The sequence below is a fragment of the Candidatus Seribacter sulfatis genome (assembly GCF_964187635.1).
In the GTDB taxonomy this organism is placed as follows: Bacteria; Verrucomicrobiota; Verrucomicrobiia; order Opitutales; family Seribacteraceae; genus Seribacter; species Seribacter sulfatis.
In genome coordinates this window covers 1-18292 of sequence record NZ_CAXLMO010000112.1, presented here as the reverse complement: position 1 = coordinate 18292, position 18292 = coordinate 1, and the positions used below count along the sequence as shown (strand labels likewise).

General features: G+C 40.0%; 18 protein-coding genes. 10 read left to right on the top strand and 8 right to left on the bottom strand.

Going from position 1 to position 18292, the window contains the following annotated elements; translation table 11 throughout:
- Positions 1–100: 100 nt before the first annotated feature.
- Both ACKPQ5_RS10205 and ACKPQ5_RS10200 read right to left on the bottom strand, forming a co-directional pair.
- Positions 101–550, bottom strand: coding sequence for a phage regulatory CII family protein (locus ACKPQ5_RS10205; RefSeq protein WP_407679005.1), 450 nt, complete (start codon positions 548–550; stop codon positions 101–103).
- Between the two features lie 178 nt (positions 551–728).
- On the bottom strand, positions 729–1985 hold the full coding sequence (locus ACKPQ5_RS10200) for a hypothetical protein (protein WP_407679004.1): 1257 nt from the start codon (positions 1983–1985) through the stop codon (positions 729–731).
- Between the two features lie 89 nt (positions 1986–2074).
- Here ACKPQ5_RS10200 and ACKPQ5_RS10195 point away from each other — a divergent pair, with 89 nt between their 5' ends.
- Entirely contained in the window at positions 2075–2998 is a 924-nt protein-coding gene (locus tag ACKPQ5_RS10195) for a hypothetical protein (protein ID WP_407679003.1), read from the top strand.
- A 28-nt stretch (positions 2999–3026) separates the two neighbouring features.
- Here the strand turns inward: ACKPQ5_RS10195 and ACKPQ5_RS10190 are convergent, their stop codons facing one another.
- The 6 genes from ACKPQ5_RS10190 to ACKPQ5_RS10165 form a co-directional block, all read right to left on the bottom strand.
- Positions 3027–3299: a hypothetical protein gene (locus ACKPQ5_RS10190; protein WP_407679002.1), complete on the bottom strand. Its 273-nt coding sequence runs from the start codon at positions 3297–3299 to the stop codon at positions 3027–3029.
- Positions 3296–3673: a hypothetical protein gene (locus ACKPQ5_RS10185; protein WP_407679001.1), complete on the bottom strand. Its 378-nt coding sequence runs from the start codon at positions 3671–3673 to the stop codon at positions 3296–3298. The genes ACKPQ5_RS10190 and ACKPQ5_RS10185 overlap by 4 nt, the downstream gene beginning before the upstream one ends.
- 205 nt (positions 3674–3878) lie before the next feature.
- Positions 3879–5654 carry a leucine-rich repeat domain-containing protein gene (locus ACKPQ5_RS10180; protein WP_407679000.1) on the bottom strand — a complete coding sequence of 592 codons (1776 nt, stop codon included), beginning with the start codon at positions 5652–5654 and terminating at the stop codon, positions 3879–3881.
- A gap of 575 nt (positions 5655–6229) precedes the next feature.
- A complete protein-coding gene (locus tag ACKPQ5_RS10175; RefSeq protein ID WP_407678999.1) occupies positions 6230–8908 on the bottom strand; it encodes an InlB B-repeat-containing protein in 2679 nt (892 codons plus the stop codon).
- Between the two features lie 199 nt (positions 8909–9107).
- Positions 9108–9347 carry a hypothetical protein gene (locus ACKPQ5_RS10170; protein WP_407678998.1) on the bottom strand — a complete coding sequence of 80 codons (240 nt, stop codon included), beginning with the start codon at positions 9345–9347 and terminating at the stop codon, positions 9108–9110.
- A gap of 61 nt (positions 9348–9408) precedes the next feature.
- Complete coding sequence (locus ACKPQ5_RS10165; RefSeq protein ID WP_407678997.1) at positions 9409–9672, bottom strand: hypothetical protein; 264 nt, start codon at positions 9670–9672, stop codon at positions 9409–9411.
- A 219-nt stretch (positions 9673–9891) separates the two neighbouring features.
- Between ACKPQ5_RS10165 and ACKPQ5_RS10160 the strand changes: the two genes are divergently transcribed.
- The 9 genes from ACKPQ5_RS10160 to ACKPQ5_RS10120 all read left to right on the top strand — a co-directional run bounded on the left by ACKPQ5_RS10160 (position 9892) and on the right by ACKPQ5_RS10120 (position 18251).
- Positions 9892–10536, top strand: a complete 645-nt coding sequence (locus ACKPQ5_RS10160) for an MBL fold metallo-hydrolase (RefSeq protein WP_407678996.1) — start codon at positions 9892–9894, stop codon at positions 10534–10536.
- A 29-nt stretch (positions 10537–10565) separates the two neighbouring features.
- Positions 10566–12626, top strand: coding sequence for an ATP-dependent DNA helicase (locus ACKPQ5_RS10155; protein WP_407678995.1), 2061 nt, complete (start codon positions 10566–10568; stop codon positions 12624–12626).
- 89 nt (positions 12627–12715) lie between these two features.
- Positions 12716–13429 carry a PP2C family protein-serine/threonine phosphatase gene (locus tag ACKPQ5_RS10150; RefSeq protein WP_407678994.1) on the top strand — a complete coding sequence of 238 codons (714 nt, stop codon included), beginning with the start codon at positions 12716–12718 and terminating at the stop codon, positions 13427–13429.
- Between the two features lie 15 nt (positions 13430–13444).
- Entirely contained in the window at positions 13445–13771 is a 327-nt protein-coding gene (locus ACKPQ5_RS10145) for a tetratricopeptide repeat protein (RefSeq protein WP_407678993.1), read from the top strand.
- Between the two features lie 52 nt (positions 13772–13823).
- Positions 13824–15386 (top strand): murein biosynthesis integral membrane protein MurJ, encoded by a 1563-nt coding sequence (gene murJ, locus ACKPQ5_RS10140; RefSeq protein ID WP_407678992.1) that lies wholly within the window; start codon positions 13824–13826, stop codon positions 15384–15386.
- A gap of 71 nt (positions 15387–15457) precedes the next feature.
- A complete protein-coding gene (locus ACKPQ5_RS10135) occupies positions 15458–16081 on the top strand; it encodes a type II secretion system protein GspG (protein ID WP_407678991.1) in 624 nt (207 codons plus the stop codon).
- A gap of 8 nt (positions 16082–16089) precedes the next feature.
- Positions 16090–16773: a type II secretion system protein gene (locus ACKPQ5_RS10130; RefSeq protein ID WP_407678990.1), complete on the top strand. Its 684-nt coding sequence runs from the start codon at positions 16090–16092 to the stop codon at positions 16771–16773.
- Between the two features lie 8 nt (positions 16774–16781).
- Positions 16782–17498, top strand: coding sequence for a pilus assembly FimT family protein (locus ACKPQ5_RS10125; protein WP_407678989.1), 717 nt, complete (start codon positions 16782–16784; stop codon positions 17496–17498).
- Positions 17499–17510: 12 nt separating this feature from the next.
- Positions 17511–18251 carry a type IV pilus modification PilV family protein gene (locus ACKPQ5_RS10120; RefSeq protein WP_407679031.1) on the top strand — a complete coding sequence of 247 codons (741 nt, stop codon included), beginning with the start codon at positions 17511–17513 and terminating at the stop codon, positions 18249–18251.
- Positions 18252–18292 lie beyond the last annotated feature (41 nt).

Genomic DNA, 18292 nt, shown 5'->3' with positions numbered 1-18292 from the left:
AGGTTCCCTTTTTGAGGAGCGTTTGAAAGAGTGGTTGATTATTACCGAAGTAGCGATGTATTTTTCCCAAATGAATTAGGGCAATTTAAGCATTAACATTTTAAAATAAACCCTGTTCGCAGGCATGAACAAATGATTCTCCCACTCCCTTTAGTTCCTCCCATTCTTTGCGAATTTTTTTGCTATCCTCAGCACAAATCTTGCTGTCGTTTTTGTTGCTTTGGGATACGACTTGAAGGAGGTCGGAAAATTCACGGACTAATTTTTGTGTATGTGCAAATAAGTCTTTATTTGGATCTTTTTCGGTGCTTGGATTGGGACAATAAAATCCGTCTGCTTTTTGACACAGCCAGGAAATAATTTGTTCGTCCCCTGTGGCTTCGAAGATTTTCGCTAAGCGGTCGAGAGGGTTAGTAGCACCGCTGTCAGTCGGTTCATCCCCAGGTTGGCACCATTTGTAAAGAAGGGAAGGAGAAACCCCCAAGTCTGATGCAATGGTTTTAACCCCCACATCCTCTACGGATTGTTTTAAAACTTCATGAGATTTCATAGCAAGTATACTATACCCATTTTTTGGGTAAAAGAACCATTACAAAATCTAAATATTATTATAAAACAACCGAAGCAGGCGAAGTATAGATAATAAAAGAAGTTTATTTGATCTAACCTGATTCGCTATCTTTTGATCTATGTAGAATTTAAAAATACTGACAAAAATTAATGTATGCTCAGAACCAAATTCGAAAACTTGAACCCAATGTCCACCCACGATATTGGTTTGCTCCATGGGAGCTAAGCTCATCGTGTTGAATACCGGTAATAAGTTTAAGGTTTTCCCCGCATAAATAATAATTTAGTCCGAGATAAAAGGCATGGTGTTTATCGCCTCTGCCATTATTAAGATCGATCGCACTATCACGAGAATCCGCAAGGGGGGCATAACGACTGTTTAACCGGAGGCCTTCCTTTTGGTCTGACTGCTGGAACAGATAGCGTCCCACTAGTTTGAGCTTATCTTCCTTTAGCCAATACATAGGCATGAGCACTAGACCGCCAAAATCTCCCTCTCGATCGGCATTCGCCTGATCTCCGTTATTTCCAAATGCAAGGGTCGAATGAAATGCCCATGAACCGTCGCCAATACGGTTCACAAGGGAAAGAGCCCAATCATTTCCACCTGCCAACTGATCTTGGTTTAAATTTCCATCTTGTTTGTAATAGGAGAGCCAATATTCATGCAATTGATAAGAGCTTTGCTCTGAGAAATCCCCCAACCATGATCCATAGTAAACCTTACTGTCTTTCCACCCACCAATATAATCGTCATAAGTTCCGGAAAAAACCGCGGCATCAAATGTGTTAGTACCAGCTTTCCATTTAACCCATGCCGCTAAGGGGTTTCCCTTTTCTTTATCGTAGAGCCAAAGCTTATTAGAAAAAGAAGAACGTTCCAGACAATTAATCATGGTGGAAGATCGTTGCCATTCATCGGCCATCCTTCCAGTTCTTCTACCATAGCCGATTTCCATGGCATCAATGTTTTCGAAATCCCAAAATTTATCGGCATCAAAAGTAATGTTGGCAGCACGAAAAGTTTCATGTCCCCATTGTCGATAAGCCCCCCCCTTACTTGCTGGATAATTATGCCGGTCGTTTGATAATTGGCTTACTACTTTAAACTTCCAGTAGCTTCCCCATTTACCGGATATTCCCATCCAAAACCTTCGGAATTCCTCAAAGTCATCATTGAAATTCTTTCCCATCTGGTCTGCTCCATCGATGTAGCCAATCTGGTGTTGATAGGAAAGAAAAAGTTTTGCACTTTGCAAACTGCTGGACTCAGGGTTTTCATAAAACTTTCCGATGTTTTTTAGTTTCTCACAAGTTTCTTCCTTTATTTGTGCAGATGTGGGAAGTGCGATATTGATCAAAAAAGCTACGCATGCAAGAATGCGCATTGAGACAGTACTGTAGTAAAATGACATCCTTTTGAATATCTAGGATGGCCTTATTGAGTCAACTCCGATTGATCTATCGTCTTTACTTAAATTTATTATCCAATTAAGAATTACTTATGAAAGCACACGAGTTCTTCCTCCACGGATTATTTTCTTCACACTCTGGTAATAAGGATACCCTACAAACTCAGTTACATTGGACCTTACGAATCACTGCAGCATTGTGCTTTATTGGACATGGCACCTGGGGAATAATTACCAAGTCAGGTTGGCTTCCTTTCTTTGCCTCGCAAGGAATTGAGCCTGAGATTGCTTGGAAGTTACAACCATTAATTGGCCTGTTTGATATTTTAATGGCGGTCATATTGTTACGAAAGCCAAACCGTACGGTCTTGATTTGGATGTTTTTATGGGCCTTGTGGACTGCAATTTTACGACCCCTTGCTGGTAATCTAGAAAAGATTCAAGTAGATGGTGAATGGGTTGTCCAGTTGGCTACTGAATCGATGAGGGTGGCAAAAATGCAAACATGGGAATTTTGGGAAAGGGCAGGGAATTGGGGACCTCCATTCATTCTATTGGTTATGGCCGGAGCGTTTACATTAACTGGTAAAGATTTAGTAACTCCTTATAAGGAACCCAAGCTCAAGGATTCCACCATTGATACTATTTTCTTTTTATTGAAAACTTGCCTTGCATTACTCCTTATTGGGCATGCAGGGTTTGGCTTTGCGGTAGAGAAGAAAATGCTTATCGATCATTGGCAATCGATCGGAGTCAATGCAGATGTAGGATTTATTACCCAAGTGGGGTATGCTGAATTTGCCTTGGGAGTGTTAGTTTTTATTGCTCCATTCCGCCCGCTGATTTTCCTTGCCTTGGGATGGAAGATTTTTACTGAGTTTCTATATGTCCCCGCGGATACCGTTGCAGGGATGGGGATTGTCAATATTTTCGAATGGATTGAGCGTTGGGGAGATTATGGAGTGCCATTAGCAATGCTCTACATTATATCATATCGGAAAGCAAAAGCGGGCTAACCTAGAAGCGACTGACAATCCGAGGGATTTAATTTTGCTCGTGAATTTTTTCCTTTTCGTTTTCCGCTTTATTTTCAAGTGAGCTAATCTCTTCTGCAACCTGCTTACGAAGGGTATCGACCTCTTCATGCAGGTCTTTTTGCAGAGCATCTGATATGCTCTTTTCGAGAAAGATTTTCCTCTCTGCAATCTTTGCTTTGTACTTGGAGTCAATCTCCGCAATAGTTTTTTTCTGATCATCGGACAAAGCGGAGCTACTACCCCCCATTCTTTCCATGGCTAATTCAAAGGAACTTTTCATGGTTTAGAAAGTACTTCAGATTCTATGGAATGGAAAGATTCAAATATTTTGAGCACAGTTTGCTCATTCTGATTGGTTAAAGAATAGGGTTCATTTCCTTTTGAAAAAATAAGCGATAAGGACGAAAATTCGGAAATTTTGCTGTTAATCTTAATTTTTACATTCCCTCCAAAATGATAACTCCCATTATTTCTTAATTTCATAGAGTTTGCAGAAATAAAAAGATTATTTTCTCCTTTTAGATGAAATTGAACTTTGACATTTCTTGCCTGCAAAAAACGAATCGCCTGTTTTTTATGATATTCTTTAATATCCTTTATCAGGCTTTGACTTTCCATATTTTCCATTTCTATTTTTACAATTAGGTCTTCCACATAGAAAAACGGAATTGAAAATTTGAAGAATCCAATCTTGGGAGATTCCTTAGAAATTTCCTTGAAGTAAAAGCTCAATGCTGGTTTTCCAGTCTCGCTATTGTAATAGGTAGAATTGAAGTTTTTAAACTCCGAGAACCGATGAATATTTGATCCGTATAAACTAGGACAAATAAAGAGTAAAACAATCCAGGATAGTTTTTTTTTACAGATTAACACTATTCCAACTATTACTACTCCACATATAAAATTTCTTGTATGCATAAGGGTAATACCAGTTTTGGTCATTAGATCTGTAAATATTTGGAAATTCAGAGGTTTTTGTCCAGAACCATTCTTTGCTGTCAAAGTAATAAATCCAGATATTTGTGGGAGAATCTGCTTTTACATACGACCAACCTAATAATCCATGAAACATTAGAAATTCATTGGATCCTTGTTGGCGATTCGGAGCATAGAAATACCCAAGCCACCCCGCTTTTTTCCAATTGGGTGCACCTTTAACCTCTACTGCACCGGCGATCGCATCGTTTGTTACGAGGTCTTCATCTTTGGCATGTTGAGCTACGATTGATTGAGTCCAATTTGGCAAAAGTCCACCAAAAGTAGGGTCGGTCACTTCAGAAGTTACAAACTTTTCTCCAACTGCTTCCGGCAACTGTATACCAGGATCAAATTTACCGGCGAAGAATGAATTTAAACTAATTATATCTTGATTAGAACTATCATCCAAATTGTGATTATTGTCTAGAGCTAGCAAGAATTCTTCTAAGTCAGACCTGAGTTCCAATTCATCGTCTAAGTCATCAGTTGTCATTTCTAATAATCTCGACTGTCCAAGACGTAGTTTCATCCGATCAGCCCCATTTTTATAATGACTGATCGCATTTTTAAATGATTCCTTTGCAGCAATGAGTTGGTTTGATGATTTTAATCTACCAAATTTCATGAATCGATCGGAGGGGGCAAGTAAAGTTTCTAGGTTTACTAAATCGTCTTCCTCAAGGCCTTCTAATTCTTTCAAGTTATAATCCCAGTCATAACTCGATATTGTCTGGGCAAATGCTTTTAATGCCTCAACGAAAGCCATGATCATATAGGCGTCACCAGAATCGACTTCAATGGTGTCTTCCTTGCCAGTGAAATCTTGAGTGAGTATAATTGTCCCGTCGTGGGTAGCCATTTTAGAGAAGTGTGAATTAATAACAGTGAGTCGAGGGATAAACACATCCACCATGAAATCTTCAATTTGGCCTAGATCTGCAACCGAGTTTAGGTCGGAGTTCTCATCATAATCCAAATCATTTCTCCAAAGGTCGGGTAGGGAAAAATCAATAAGAGAAGAAGCAGCTCCGCCGTTAATTGCAACTTGCTTTAAGGAGGAGGCATCATCTTCCTCCAGTAAATTTAAGAGCTGTTCGAATGCATAAATGAAATTTGCTTTTGGGTCATTAGGAGAAGACAGAAAAGAGTTTTCCCGATTCAACATTTGCCCAGACAAATTTTGAACTGAAATTGGTACTTGCGGAGTAATATCCACATCCACTCCACTGGAACGAAGCGTTGCTAAATCAGCTCTGTTATCAGAGTCAGCAAGGTTGATGTAATTTTCCTCAATATCGATATATTTAAGATTGGGCATTTCCAGGAACGGTTTAAGTGAGGTCAATTTTTGACCCTCAAGTTCCAAGTTGTGCAAGTTGGTTAACTTCTGAATTCCGTCAATTGAGGTAAGTTTTCCTCCATAGCTAATGTCTAAATTGATCAAGGATGTTAATTGAAATAAGTAATCTAAATCTTCATTATTGAAATTATTATCGCCTAAGAATGCATACTGTAAATTACTGAGTTGTTCGATACCCGATAGCCCATTAATTCCTTTATCGCTTGCATATAAATATGTAATTTGATCAGGGGATGTGGCTGATTTTTGTGAATTCCAATAACTTTGCCATGTCGACGAGAGTAATGTGTTTAACATTACGAACTGAAAACAAATTAAAAACTTTAAGAAATTCATCAATATTACGAGCTTAATGGTGTATTAAAATAACTCTACTTGTTATTTTATGGTATTGGTTAATTATCATTTAAAGCGTTAAAGTTAATTTATCATTTGCTGTTTCTGTAGATTCTGTCAATATAAATCAAGTCTTATAAAAAGTTGAGAGTATCAGTTTTCTACTGGCATGAGGTTTTTTTGATCTGTTCTTTGGTCGTCAGCAAACACTATTTTTTCATTCCCATTTTTATTTAGGTCTTCCATTTAGAGTTTATTGATAGGGATCGAATTAATTCCAATCTTTATTTTAATAATATTGATACCTTAGAATTATCGATCTTATAAAAAAACTTTATTTATTGATAAACTGTACCGCGCAATAATGTAATAAAGTTAAACTATTTTGGCTTTGAAGGTTGTGTCTCTTGGAATGAACTAAATTAGTAAACTTAATGGTATTGTTTAACGGCAAAATAAATAAATAAATTTCTACATTACATAATAATTTACTTTACGAAATTATTTATCTGAGCACAGACAATTAAGCAGATTGATTACTTAGGAATCTTGGTCCATTCTTTACCATTCCATTTAATCATTTTTCCCGATTCAATGAGGTAATACCAGGTCTTTTCAGATTGTTTGTAGAGGTAAGGGAAGGATGATTTTTTTGTCCAAAGCCATGCATTCGAAGATTGCTGGAAGAGCCAAATATCAGAAGGAGTGGTCGAGGACAGATAAACCCAGCCGAGTTTTAAATGATACATCCAAAATTTGCTATTATCGTTGCGCGTGGGAATATAAAAGTAACCGAGCCAATTAGACTGCTTCCAGTTCGGGGCATTTTTCACTTCGGTCACACCTTCGATTGCGTCGGAGGAAACTAGGTTTGCCTGCTCCAGCTGTTGTTTGAGAGTTTCTGCCTTCCAAAAGGGAACCACTCCCCCAAAGGTGGGGTCCTTGACTATTGAGGATTCAAATTTGTTACCCACCGGTGAGGGCATGGAGTCGGACAAGTCCACTTTTCCAAGAAAGAAATTCTTTAAATGTATCACATCGTTTTGAGTCTCAGAATTATTCAGGTCGATTCGATAATCGAGCGAGATCATTACATCGTCTAAATCATTACGAAACCTTTCCTCCCTGGAAAGGTCAGAACTGTCCAAATTAAAAAACCTTTTTTCCGTGATCCTGTATCTTAGGTATTCGGATGCACTTTTATAAAAAGTAATTGCGTCCTTAATATTTGCCTTTGATTCAGCAAGAAAATTCTTCTTTTTAAGCGAGCCGAACTGGCTAGAAGAATCAAAAAGTGATTCTAAATTGACCATGCCTGTATCGTGCATTTGCTTGGCGGTAAAGCCATTCATTGGCCATTCATAACTCATGATTACTTGAGAGGCACCAATCAATGCCTTAATGATAGACTTGAGTAATAAGACATCCCCCATGTCAGCATAAAGCACCTGTTCTAAACCAGTAAAATCTTGAGTCAGTGTAATGTAGGTTGTACTCGCCGGAATTTGAGCCAGGTAGAGGTTGGCAATCTCAAGGGTAACAACAAAGGTGCCCTGGAGGTAAGTTTGAATCTCATCAAATTGAAAGGTTGGATTGATATTATTTCCGTAGTGTAAACCTTCCAACCAGATGTCGGGAAGGGAGAAAGAGCCAATTTCTTGATTTGCACCCAGTGCAAGAGCAAGTGCTTTAAGAGAGTTTGTACTGTTATCCTCAACTAGATTAAGGAGGAGTTCCAAGGCATAAACAAAATTGGCATGGGGGTCGGTGGAGTCGAGTTTTAGTTTTTCTTTGATCGAAGCCATCCCCACCGAAAGGTTTTGAATGGGAACAGGAATTTGCTGTTCAACTTCAACGAATGCATACTGCCTCAGAGCACTTATTTCGCCTTGTGTTCCCACATCTGAAAGGTCGAGGTAGTTTTCTTTTATTTTTAAATAATATAAATAAGGTAACTTTGCGAGAGGGGAGAGGCTTGAAATACGATGTTTGTTGAGGTACAAATATTGAAGCGATGAAAGTTTTTCGATTCCTTCCAATGAAGAAATGGTACTCCCCCCGCTCAAATCCAAAGTGGTAATACTTCCAATATTGAGAAGGGGCGATATATCACTTATTCCATTCTCTTTTATAATCAGAGATTGAAGGTTTTTTGCGAATTGAATACCTTCTAGATTCCGAATGATTCTTCCATTCTCTGGTGCCGTGAAATAGGTGAGCCCTTCGAGGTGAGCTTGGGTCAGCTTTGCAGGATTTTTGGTGAGGGGGATACCTGAAAAATATAATGCGTATGGATTGCTGGCTAAAAATTCTTTAAAAGAAGTGGTGAGGTTGTTGTCAGTAGGGTAAACATTAGTACTGAAATAAGCTTTATAATTTACATCCTGAGTGATTTGAACGCTTAGTGGAGTGGTTTGATTGAGGTAATACCCGAGATAAGCAGAAGACCAGTTCCCATCTGTGGTGTTGTTTGTATCCCACCCTAAAAAAGTAGTGGTGGATGAGTTATTTGCAGTAAGGTTAGCTAAAGAACCGTAGGAATAAGAACCGGCACCGGAAACATTTCCCTCGCCAATCACTTCAGATGAAACTGTAAAGGTGAGCAGTTCAAAATTGGCCGTCACATTGAGATCTTCAGTAGCAGTTACTGCAATTGGGTTTGATGTGCCATTCACATCCCCAGTCCAACCAGAAAAGTAATATCCAATTGCGGGAACCGCCTGAATATAAACTGAGGCATTTACCGGAACATATTGATTTGTTGTGTACCAGAGTGAGTAATATTGTCCAAGAGAATTTTGAAAGGTATAGGCAGTTCCTCCGCCAGGGTCGGCAGTATAGTAAGGTTGATACACAGTTCCTCCTATTGTCGGAGATTTTCCGACCGATACTATAATTGGGTTTGGAGTGAAGTTGGCCGTTACATTGAAGTTTGTACTTGAAGTAATTGAAAGCGGATTTGCCGTGCTATTAGAATCACCCGACCAACCAGAAAAATAATACCCGTTAGTGGGTGTAGCAAAAAGGTAAACCGTTGAGTTTGTATAGACTGAGGAGGAAGAAGAGAACCAAAGTCCGTAGGAATTTCCAGAGGAATCAGTTATTATTGTGGGGGGGTAATTAATTTCATCTAATCCATAGTAACCCGGATATGAAACCGTACCCCCAGTCGTTAATGAGGAAGAGCCCGTTACCGAAACCGTTTGTGAATGCAAAAAATTCGCCCCTACAGCATATAGAAATGTAATTGTGAATAGGATACGCATCGGAAACATAGCCATTTAGAATTAAACTAGAATGGCAATGTAAAAATCGAAATCAATAGGGTGTTACTCACTTTTAAAATTATTCAATTTATGTAATTACAAAAAAAAGGGGCGATCTCGCCCCTTCTTTAATAACTGTAGATTTAATTTAGCCTTTTTTACCTAGCACCGCCATTACAATCAATAGTGCAACAAGACTGGCCAAACTTGCACCCGTTCCGATAAAGGAATCAACCACACCGGTTATATTTCCTATTATGTCAATTCCACCATTTTCTCCACCGGCTCCGAAGACAATTTGCACGACTACAAGTAGTCCAATTGCAACGATCAAGATTTCGGTTAAGCCACCAATAGTGTCTTTTAGTTTTTTTGCTACATTTTCCATTTATTTTTTCCCCACTTTTAGGTTTATTTATTTCAGAAGCTAAATGTACTCTGAAAGTTTATTATTTGTTTCTTTGGAAAATGGCCAAAATAATCAGGATAGCCACTAGACCAACAAATCCATTTTCACCGCCAATTTCCGCCACTATCTGAGACAAGTTTTGAACGACACTTGCTCCAAATATCGCACCTTTGCCAAAGACAATTTCAACGACAATCCCAAGTGCAATTAATCCAATGCCAACTTGGGAAACGAGTTTTATCCATTCGTGTACCTGTGAGATCACATCCTTCATAGTATCCTCTGTTTTAGAATTATGTGCCAAGGGAGCCTCATTCCGAAGAACCGGAAGATTTTAAAAGCTACCACCATCCTTGACATCACTTTTACTATTGGTGCTCATTAACATAGCTTCTGTCAAGCAGTATTTTATTTTTTAATTAAGTTTATTAATTAAATTAATGGATTGATCGGTGTTCGTGATTACGAATCTAAAGTTGGTAATTTGCTTGGAATCCATCAGCGCTTCAGCTTGAGTAAATTCATGAATTCTTTGCGAATAAAGAAAATGGAATTGGGACCAATTGGAACGAATGCTTATTTGGTGTGGGAGGAGGGAGGGAAAGAGGCGATATTGATCGATGCCCCTCCTGAGTCGAAAGAGGAGGTAATTCCTATTCTCGAAAGGGAATCGCTTTTACTCACTGAGATTTGGTTAACGCATGGACATTGGGATCACATGGCAGGTGCTGCTGAATTAGCAACTAGTTCAGTCAAAGTGGTCGGTCATCTTGCCGACCAAATGCTTTTTGAGAAACCAGCAGTGATGTCCACATTCGCGATTCCAGGAATGGAATTCCAGCCAATCGCGATTACCCAATGGGTAGAAGAGGGGGACACTTTAGATTTATTGGGTCGAAAGGTTTCAGTGTACCATTGTCCTGGTCACTGTCCTGGAAATGTAATCTTTTTTGTGGAAGCCGAAAAAATTTGTTTTGTGGGAGATGTTATTTTTGCCCAGAGCATTGGGCGTGCTGATCTACCTGGTGGAGATTTCTCCACATTGGAGAGTTCGATTCAAAAAAAGATTTATACCCTGCCCGAAGAAACGGAAATTCTCCCGGGGCATGGTCCCAATACTACTGTTGGCAACGAGCGACGTGGAAATCCTTTTGTTCGACCTGAGTAGAAAGTAAGTACTTTTTAAATTGCATAGTGATGATTCGATTTGCTGATACAGCTGTGGAGGAAGATGAATTTGATTTATCTTCTATCGTCGATTTCATTTTTAAAGAGGGTGGGTGGTTGGAAAATGCCCTCGATTTTGAACATAGACCAGAGCAGCATGAAATGGCAAAGTCGACTGCGCATGCACTTTTGAATGAAAGCCACCTATTATTTGAAGCGGGAACAGGAGTAGGCAAGAGCTTGGCTTATTTAGTGCCGTCCGTTCTTTTCTCATGCACGCGAAAAAGACCCTGTGTCGTGGCCACCAACACGATAAGTTTACAGGAACAACTCTTAAATAAAGACATTCCTGCTCTTCGATCTTTAATGGAGTCCAATCCTGCCCTCGAAAGCTTTAAGGATTTCCGCTGCGCACTCTTAGTGGGGCGAGCTAACTACTTATGCACGACTCGATTACATCGTGCTTTAAGCGGTCAGGGTGAATTATTTGAGGGCCGACAAAAACGGGAGTTAGAGAGGATTGCCGAGTGGGCAAATAAGGGTGCTGTCGAAGGCATTCGGCAGGAATTATCTCCCCTTCCTATGGGAGCGGTATGGGATGCAGTAAGTGCTGATTCATCGCTTTGTTCATCCAAAAGATGTAAGCCAGAAAACTGTTTTTACCGAAGGGCGAGGGCGGAGGTTGAGGAATCTGATTTGGTAATTGTGAATCATAGTTTACTTTTTTCTTTAATGGGTGCTGGATTTGGACCAAATGATGACAAGGGAGGGGTTATGTTCGCCAATGATTTTGTTATTTTTGATGAAGCCCATGAAATGCCTGAGGTTGCGGGCGACCATCTAGGATTATCGATTAGCTCATGGGCATTAGAGATGAGTGTAAGGAGGATCTTTAACCCAAAGAAACGAAAGGGACTGATATCACGAATCGGGAGGAGCGTGGACTTTGAAGCCGTAGAAAATGCGGAATTTGCTGTCGCGGACTTCTTTCAATATTTACATGCGAAAACCCTGGGTGGAAAGGACCGTATCCGACTTTTAGAGAAGGGTGTTTTACCCATGGAAGTATTTCCGCCCTTGAGTAGACTATGCCGATGTTTAGTGGAGCTGGGTGAGTTAACGGATGATGAATCCCTGAAGATGGAATTAAAAGACCAAGCCCGAAGAATGCAGGGATATCTAAATGGTTTATCCGAGGTGATTGAGCTTAAGGATAATAATTCTGTTTACTGGATTGAACGAACAGGGAAGCAGAATCAGATCATTCACTTACGAAGTGCCCCTTTGGAAATTGCAAAAGTGTTACAAGGACAACTTTTCTCCCGAGATGTTTCTGTACTCATGACGAGTGCGACATTAACCCGTAAGGGGAATGCATCTGCCTTTCGATCCACGATTGGTGTGGAGCATGTGGAAGAGGGAATAGTAGATTCTCCTTTTGATTATGAGTCTAATCTACAAATACGGGTTTTAGCCGACTGTCCTGATCCTATGTCCAACAACCGCTTACCTTATTTAGAGTACATGGTTGAAGTGCTACACGGCTGCGCTACCAGTATAGAGGGAGGAACATTAGTTTTATTTACCAATTATTCGGATCTGAAGTTTTGTTATCAAAATTTGCTTCCACGATGGAAGAAATTGGGGCGATCAGTCTATGCACAAGGAGAAGGGCTTTCGCGGTCCGATCTACGAGATAAAATGATTGAAGAACAGGATGTTCTGCTTTTAGGTGCGGAAAGTTTTTGGAAAGGCTTTGATGCGAAGGGACCCTGTCTCTCCCAAGTTATCATTACCCGATTACCCTTCGAAAATCCGAGTCATCCCGTACTCGAGGCAAAATCAGAGGTTTTGGGGAAAGAGGGTAAAAGTGCTTTTATGGAACTTACTTTACCCTCTGCAGTAATTCGTTTGAGGCAGGGAATGGGTCGCTTAATAAGATCTAAAAATGATGTCGGTGAGCTGGTTATTTTAGATTCTCGAATATTAAAAAAAGGATATGGGAAAGATTTTATCAGAGAATTTCCTAAAAAAGACTATGAAATTATAAATTCAACCGATCTTTTGCCTAATCTTTTCAATGAGGAGTAAAAGAATCTTGAACTTTCTTAATAAATTTTCAAAATTGACCTTTCCCTTTTATTGGTATCAATAATTAAAACCTTACCCTTGCCTACAATATGATTTTAACCTCACATGGACATAGCGATGTTGGATTCGTTCGTGAAAAAAACGAAGATTCTTTCTTAGTTGATGAGCATCGGGGAATATATGCAGTGGCGGATGGAGTGGGAGGACTTCCTTTTGGGGCATTGGCAAGCAAGTTGGCCGTTCAATTTTTTAGATCATCTATTTACGATACAGATGATTGCACTACCGAGCAGGAATTAAGGTTACTTGCTCATTCCATTCACCAAAACATTGTAGAGTGTGGTACCATTGTGGGGGGAGAAAATGGAATTGGTTGTACTTTTTCCGGGCTTCGCCAAGTGGGTGATAAAATGGTTTTTGTACATGTGGGGGATTCTTCTATCTATATCCATGATGAAAATGGACTTAATAAGGTTTCGAAGTGTCATACGCTCGGAGATGAACTGATTGACAAACATGGACCAGAGGCAGCCATCGATATGCCCGAGCACTACATGCACACGCTTACCCGTTGTATGGGCCAAGACATCGACTTTGAGGTCGATATCGGAGAGATTGCAATGGCACCTGGAAGTTCGATTCTAATTTGTTCAGATGGAATAACCAACATGGTTGCATTGCCTGAAATCGAAAAAATGATCAATGAATTAGATCCGATGTCTTTTGTCCACTCGTTAATTGATTTGGCAAACCAAAATGGTGGAACTGATAATTCCACTGCTGTTTGTCTCAAAATTTCTTAAATTAGCACCTCTCTTATGTCTGAGAGAATTAGCCTGTATCTTGATAAATTAGCGAAGAACCCTGATAATTTGCTTAATCGCTTTAGCTTGGCACAGGTTTACTACGAAACTGGTGAATACGAAGAGTCCATCCTTCACCTCCGAATTTGTTTTGAAAAAAGAAATGATTGGATGATGGTTACATTACTCTTGGGTAAGGCATTGATCGCAGTTGAGCAAAAAGAAGCAGCTTGCGAACCACTGAAGCAAACCATTGTGCTTGCCCAGAAGCAAGGACATGAAGACCCCGAGCACGAAGCAAGAACTCTTTTGGCAGAATGCGTGGAGTCTGAAAGTGTTTGATTTTTATTGGTGCTTTCAATTTCTTTCCTGAAAGTAAGGAAAGCGTTTTAGAATGACGAGTTTAACCAATAGCATCTCGCTCGTTAGTGGACTCACCATTGTTTCTCGATTTCTTGGCCTTTTTCGAGATGTTCTTTTTTTTACCTGTTTCGGAGTTTCTGCGATCGGAGATGCTTTCATTCTCGCATTCACATTACCCAATCTGTTCAGAAGAATGCTTGGGGAAGGTACCTTGAGTTCTGCCTTTATACCGGTTTATTCGGAGGTAAAAGAATCCCATTCTCTACAAAATGCAAACGATGTCCTGAATCAGGTTTTAACGAGATTATTTTTCCTCCTCTCTATAATATCGATTGTTGTATGCCTATTGTCATGGTGGGCCTCGAACTACTATTGGGTAGAAAGTCAGAAGTGGATCGATGGTCTTTTCTTAAATTCCATTATTTTTCCCTATGTTCTTCTCATATGTATATCCGCTATTATAGTCGGGGCATTAAATACACATAAAAGTTTTTTTGCCGGCGCCTTCTCCCCCATTATTCTAAATATCGCGATGATTGGGGGCTTGGCATTTTGTTACTTTGGCATGTCTTGGCGGGGGTTGGAGCTGGGTATGGCATTATGTGTCGCAGTTCTGGTCGGTGGAATATTCCAGACCGTTTGGCCGTGGATTCAATTAAGGCAATCTTTTGATTGGCGGTGGAAGTTTAATTTTTCGAGCTCCTCTGGATTGGAAAAAATAAAAGGACTCTTTTTGATCGGTGCTTTTAGTGCAGCAGTTTCGCAAGTTAATATCATGGTATCCCGTTTCTTGGCTTACCGCTTGGAGGATGAGGGGGCATTATCTTACCTTTTTCTTTCTGCTCGTTTGATTGAACTTCCGCTTGGGGTTTTTGCGATTTCGATCTCAACGGTTGTTTTCCCACAATTATCCAAGGCATTTCAAAAAGAGCAAAATAATGAGTACAAAAATTATTTTGCTCGGGGATTTCGATTAACAATGAGCTTGATTATACCAGCAGCAATTGGATTAGCCCTACTGTCAGATTCTATAGTAAGCGTATTTTTTCAATGGGGAGAATTCGGAGGCAAAGATGTTATGCTTGCCTCTGAGGTTCTTGTTATTTCTTGTTTTGCTTTACCCTTTTATGCAATGGCAGCCTATTTTGTAAAAGCATTTCATTCCCAAAAGAACATGAAGGCTCCATTACATGCTGCGGTCATTAGCTTATGCGTTAATTTTGTTTTGAGTGTAGTGCTGATGCAATATTATGGAATGATTGGACTGGCGTGGGCCAATGTAATTTCCGCCTGCTTACAAACTTTATTCCTGGGCACAAGGTTAAATGTTTTTAATCTAAAAACTCTTCTCGGAGAAAAAACCTTTTCAGTAAATAGTATTATTATCTCTTCCTTTGCCATGCTGGGAATATTATGGTTCACCATTCAGCAGGAGTATTTTGGGGAGAGTAAGCTATCGAGCATTGTGGAATTAATGGTTTTGATCCCACTTGGAGTATTAGTGTATGGAATTTCTTTAGTAGTCTGTGGATTTCCTGAACTCAAAAAATACCGAAAGAAAATATCGTTCGGTTTTTTTAGTAATGGACAATAAGTAAGTTCTTACTGTGAACGTGGGGTTGACAAAATTGGCAAGATTGAGACTACTATTATAGATACTAAACTATGATTAAAAGATCTCATACCCAATTTGGTTTTACACTAGTAGAATTGTTAGTGGTTATTGTAATAATCGGAATTCTTGCGGGAATAACTTTTTCGGGAGCGAACTATTTATTAAGTTCCCAAGATGAAAAACAAGCCAAAAGCCATATTGGTGCTCTTACCTTAGCCCTTGAGCAATACAAAAGTGAAATGGGAGGATATCCACGAACCAACTTAATTTCGAATGAAGAGGATATATTTGAGTGTGGTGCCTTTCTCTTGCGGTCATTGGCTGGCTTAGTGGACCGTAATGGCGATCCTCTTGATCAAGAGGATTTGAGGAAAAGTTTCCTTCCAGGCGATTCGCTTATTTTAGGAATTCAAAAAGGAAATCGAAATGAAATTTTTCTTCCGGAAGAAGAAGATTGGAACCCGAACTCAGGAGAGACTTTTTTTCCAATGGATCCGTGGAGCGAACCCTATGTCTATCAATTTCCACGACGGGATGGACATAAAGGATTCTTACTCTTTTCGAAGGGGGCGGACGGACAATCGTCTGTTTTTGCTCAAGAATTAACTGCCACTCCTACCAAGGAAGCAATCGACGAAGATAATATTCCAAACACTGAGCCGGGGAAATGGTGAACCGCTTTATGAACAAGAAAAAATCCAAATTGCGAGGGTTTACCCTTATTGAATTATTAGTGGTTATTGCCGTAATTGGCATTTTAATGGGAATGTTGGGGCCCAAAGTGTTTGATTTACTGACGAGTTCAAAAGTAAAAAAATCACAGTCAATATTTCGCTCATGGGTCACTCAACTTTATCAATATAAAGAATTTTATAAATACTTTCCTCCCTTTCTTTTGGAGGAGGATGAAGGAGTGCCAATGCTTCTCTCAGAAGCTGAAAATCACGAATCTTTTATAATCGCACTTAAGGGAATGAGATGGGATCCAGATTTAACAGAATGGCAACCCATTGATCAGGGCAGTGAGTTGAGGGATCAAAATCGAAAAGGTCGAGAATTTCATTCATTTTCAGAAGATGAATTTGGTCCAGAGGGATATCTTGCAGATTCCTGGGCCGGGACTAAAATTCGGGTCGTAGTTGATCAGGATGGGGATGGTTTAATCAAGTTAGGATCGGCAGCAGTTGATGAAATTCTTTCCGCCCTTAAGCAGGATTACGATTCGGAGGTTGTGGATAATGCAAAAGATAAATTATCTGTGATTCGTGAAAAAGTTGGAATTTATGTACTCGTTGATGAGACCGGTGAAACAGAATCAGAAAATGTTTTTTCCTGGGATGTCGGGAAATATTTAGAAAAGGACTGATTGACCGTTTGAAAATCGATTATTATCAAAAGCGAATTAAACTAAAGGGGTTCACCCTTTTGGAATTATTGATTGTTTTGGCAGTGATGGGTTTAATGATGGGACTAGTTGGCTTTTCCTTACTCGGGGGCGGTGGTGCCGAGCTTGGTGCCGCCCAGAGGGAATTACTCGGACTTGTACAGCAAGCACGATCCCGTGCTGCATTATCGGGTAGTGAGACTCGATTAATTGTCAATAATACCGAGACCGATTTGGATAAATTTCACCGCTATGTAGAACTCATTGTTCAGGACACATGTTCAACGACCGGTGAAGTGAAGTGGATTGTAATGGGGGAAGGGAAATATTTAACCGATGGTGTTTATTTTGTTCCAGAGGGAGAAGATAAGTCGGAAACAGGAGAGGGATGGAGGAGTGATGCCTATACGATATGGAGCGATGAAAATGATGATTTTTCTTTAGCGGATTCTTTTAAGGGGGAGCGGGAACAAAATGGGGATAACCAATTTCGGTATCTTGCCTTTAACCAACTAGGTAATGTCGTTTTTCCTGAATCTTCTGGATCCGGCGTACAAAAAGCACCGAAATTAGTTTTGGGCGTTGGTTCCCCCAATCCAGGTGAATCCGGAAAACCCCTTCGTTTTGATAACCCTAATTCCATTGCCGGTATATTACTTCGCCGTTACGGCGGGTTTGCTGTATTGGAGTTGGAAGATTTTGAATAAATTATGGTCGTGATGAAACCATCGAGTTGCTCTCGAAAATCTTCTAAGAACGGTTTTACTCTCTTGGAAGTGGTCATTGCGTTGGCAGTTTTTGGATTTTTGATCGGTGGGTTACTTGGGTTTCTCCCCTGGGGAGTCGAAGGGGTGGGGAAGGTAAGAGAGCAGAATATTGCCTACGGATTAGTAGATGCGGTTCAAGTTGAATTAGAAAGAATGGGTTTTAGTCTCGTGGAGCGCGGAACCAAAAGAATTAGAGGGATTTCATCCCCCACACCAGAGGATATGAAGGACGAGCGGTGGAGCCTACTGTTAGTTGCTCCCAAAGAAGGGCACCGAGTCGAGTTTGAACAAGTGATCGAGTATGATAAAACCTTGATGAATGATTCGGGGAGTCAGGAGGATGGGCAAATGCAGGAACTTTGGATTAATGAATCCGGTGGTAGTAATTTTCCATTTAATCAATCTGCACAAGGTGTGCCACTTTCTCTTCTCGGTATGAAAGGAAGTGAAACAGGGCCTCCGTGGTCCAACAGATGGCTTCCTGAGTCGGAAAGATATTTTCTCATTAAATGCTCACAATATCCACTTGAGCATCGACACCGTCATCATCCAAGTAATGGATTTCTTGCCTTACAAATTGATATTCAATGGCCTTATAAAATACCTGACCCATCAAAGGGAGAGGAGGGCTTTCGTAGAGTGTCACATCGATATCGAACGCATTTCCGTTTTCCTTTGGCGATTACCCGTTAGGTGACTGAAAATTCAGCAAAATATAAACTGAGCATTTGGGT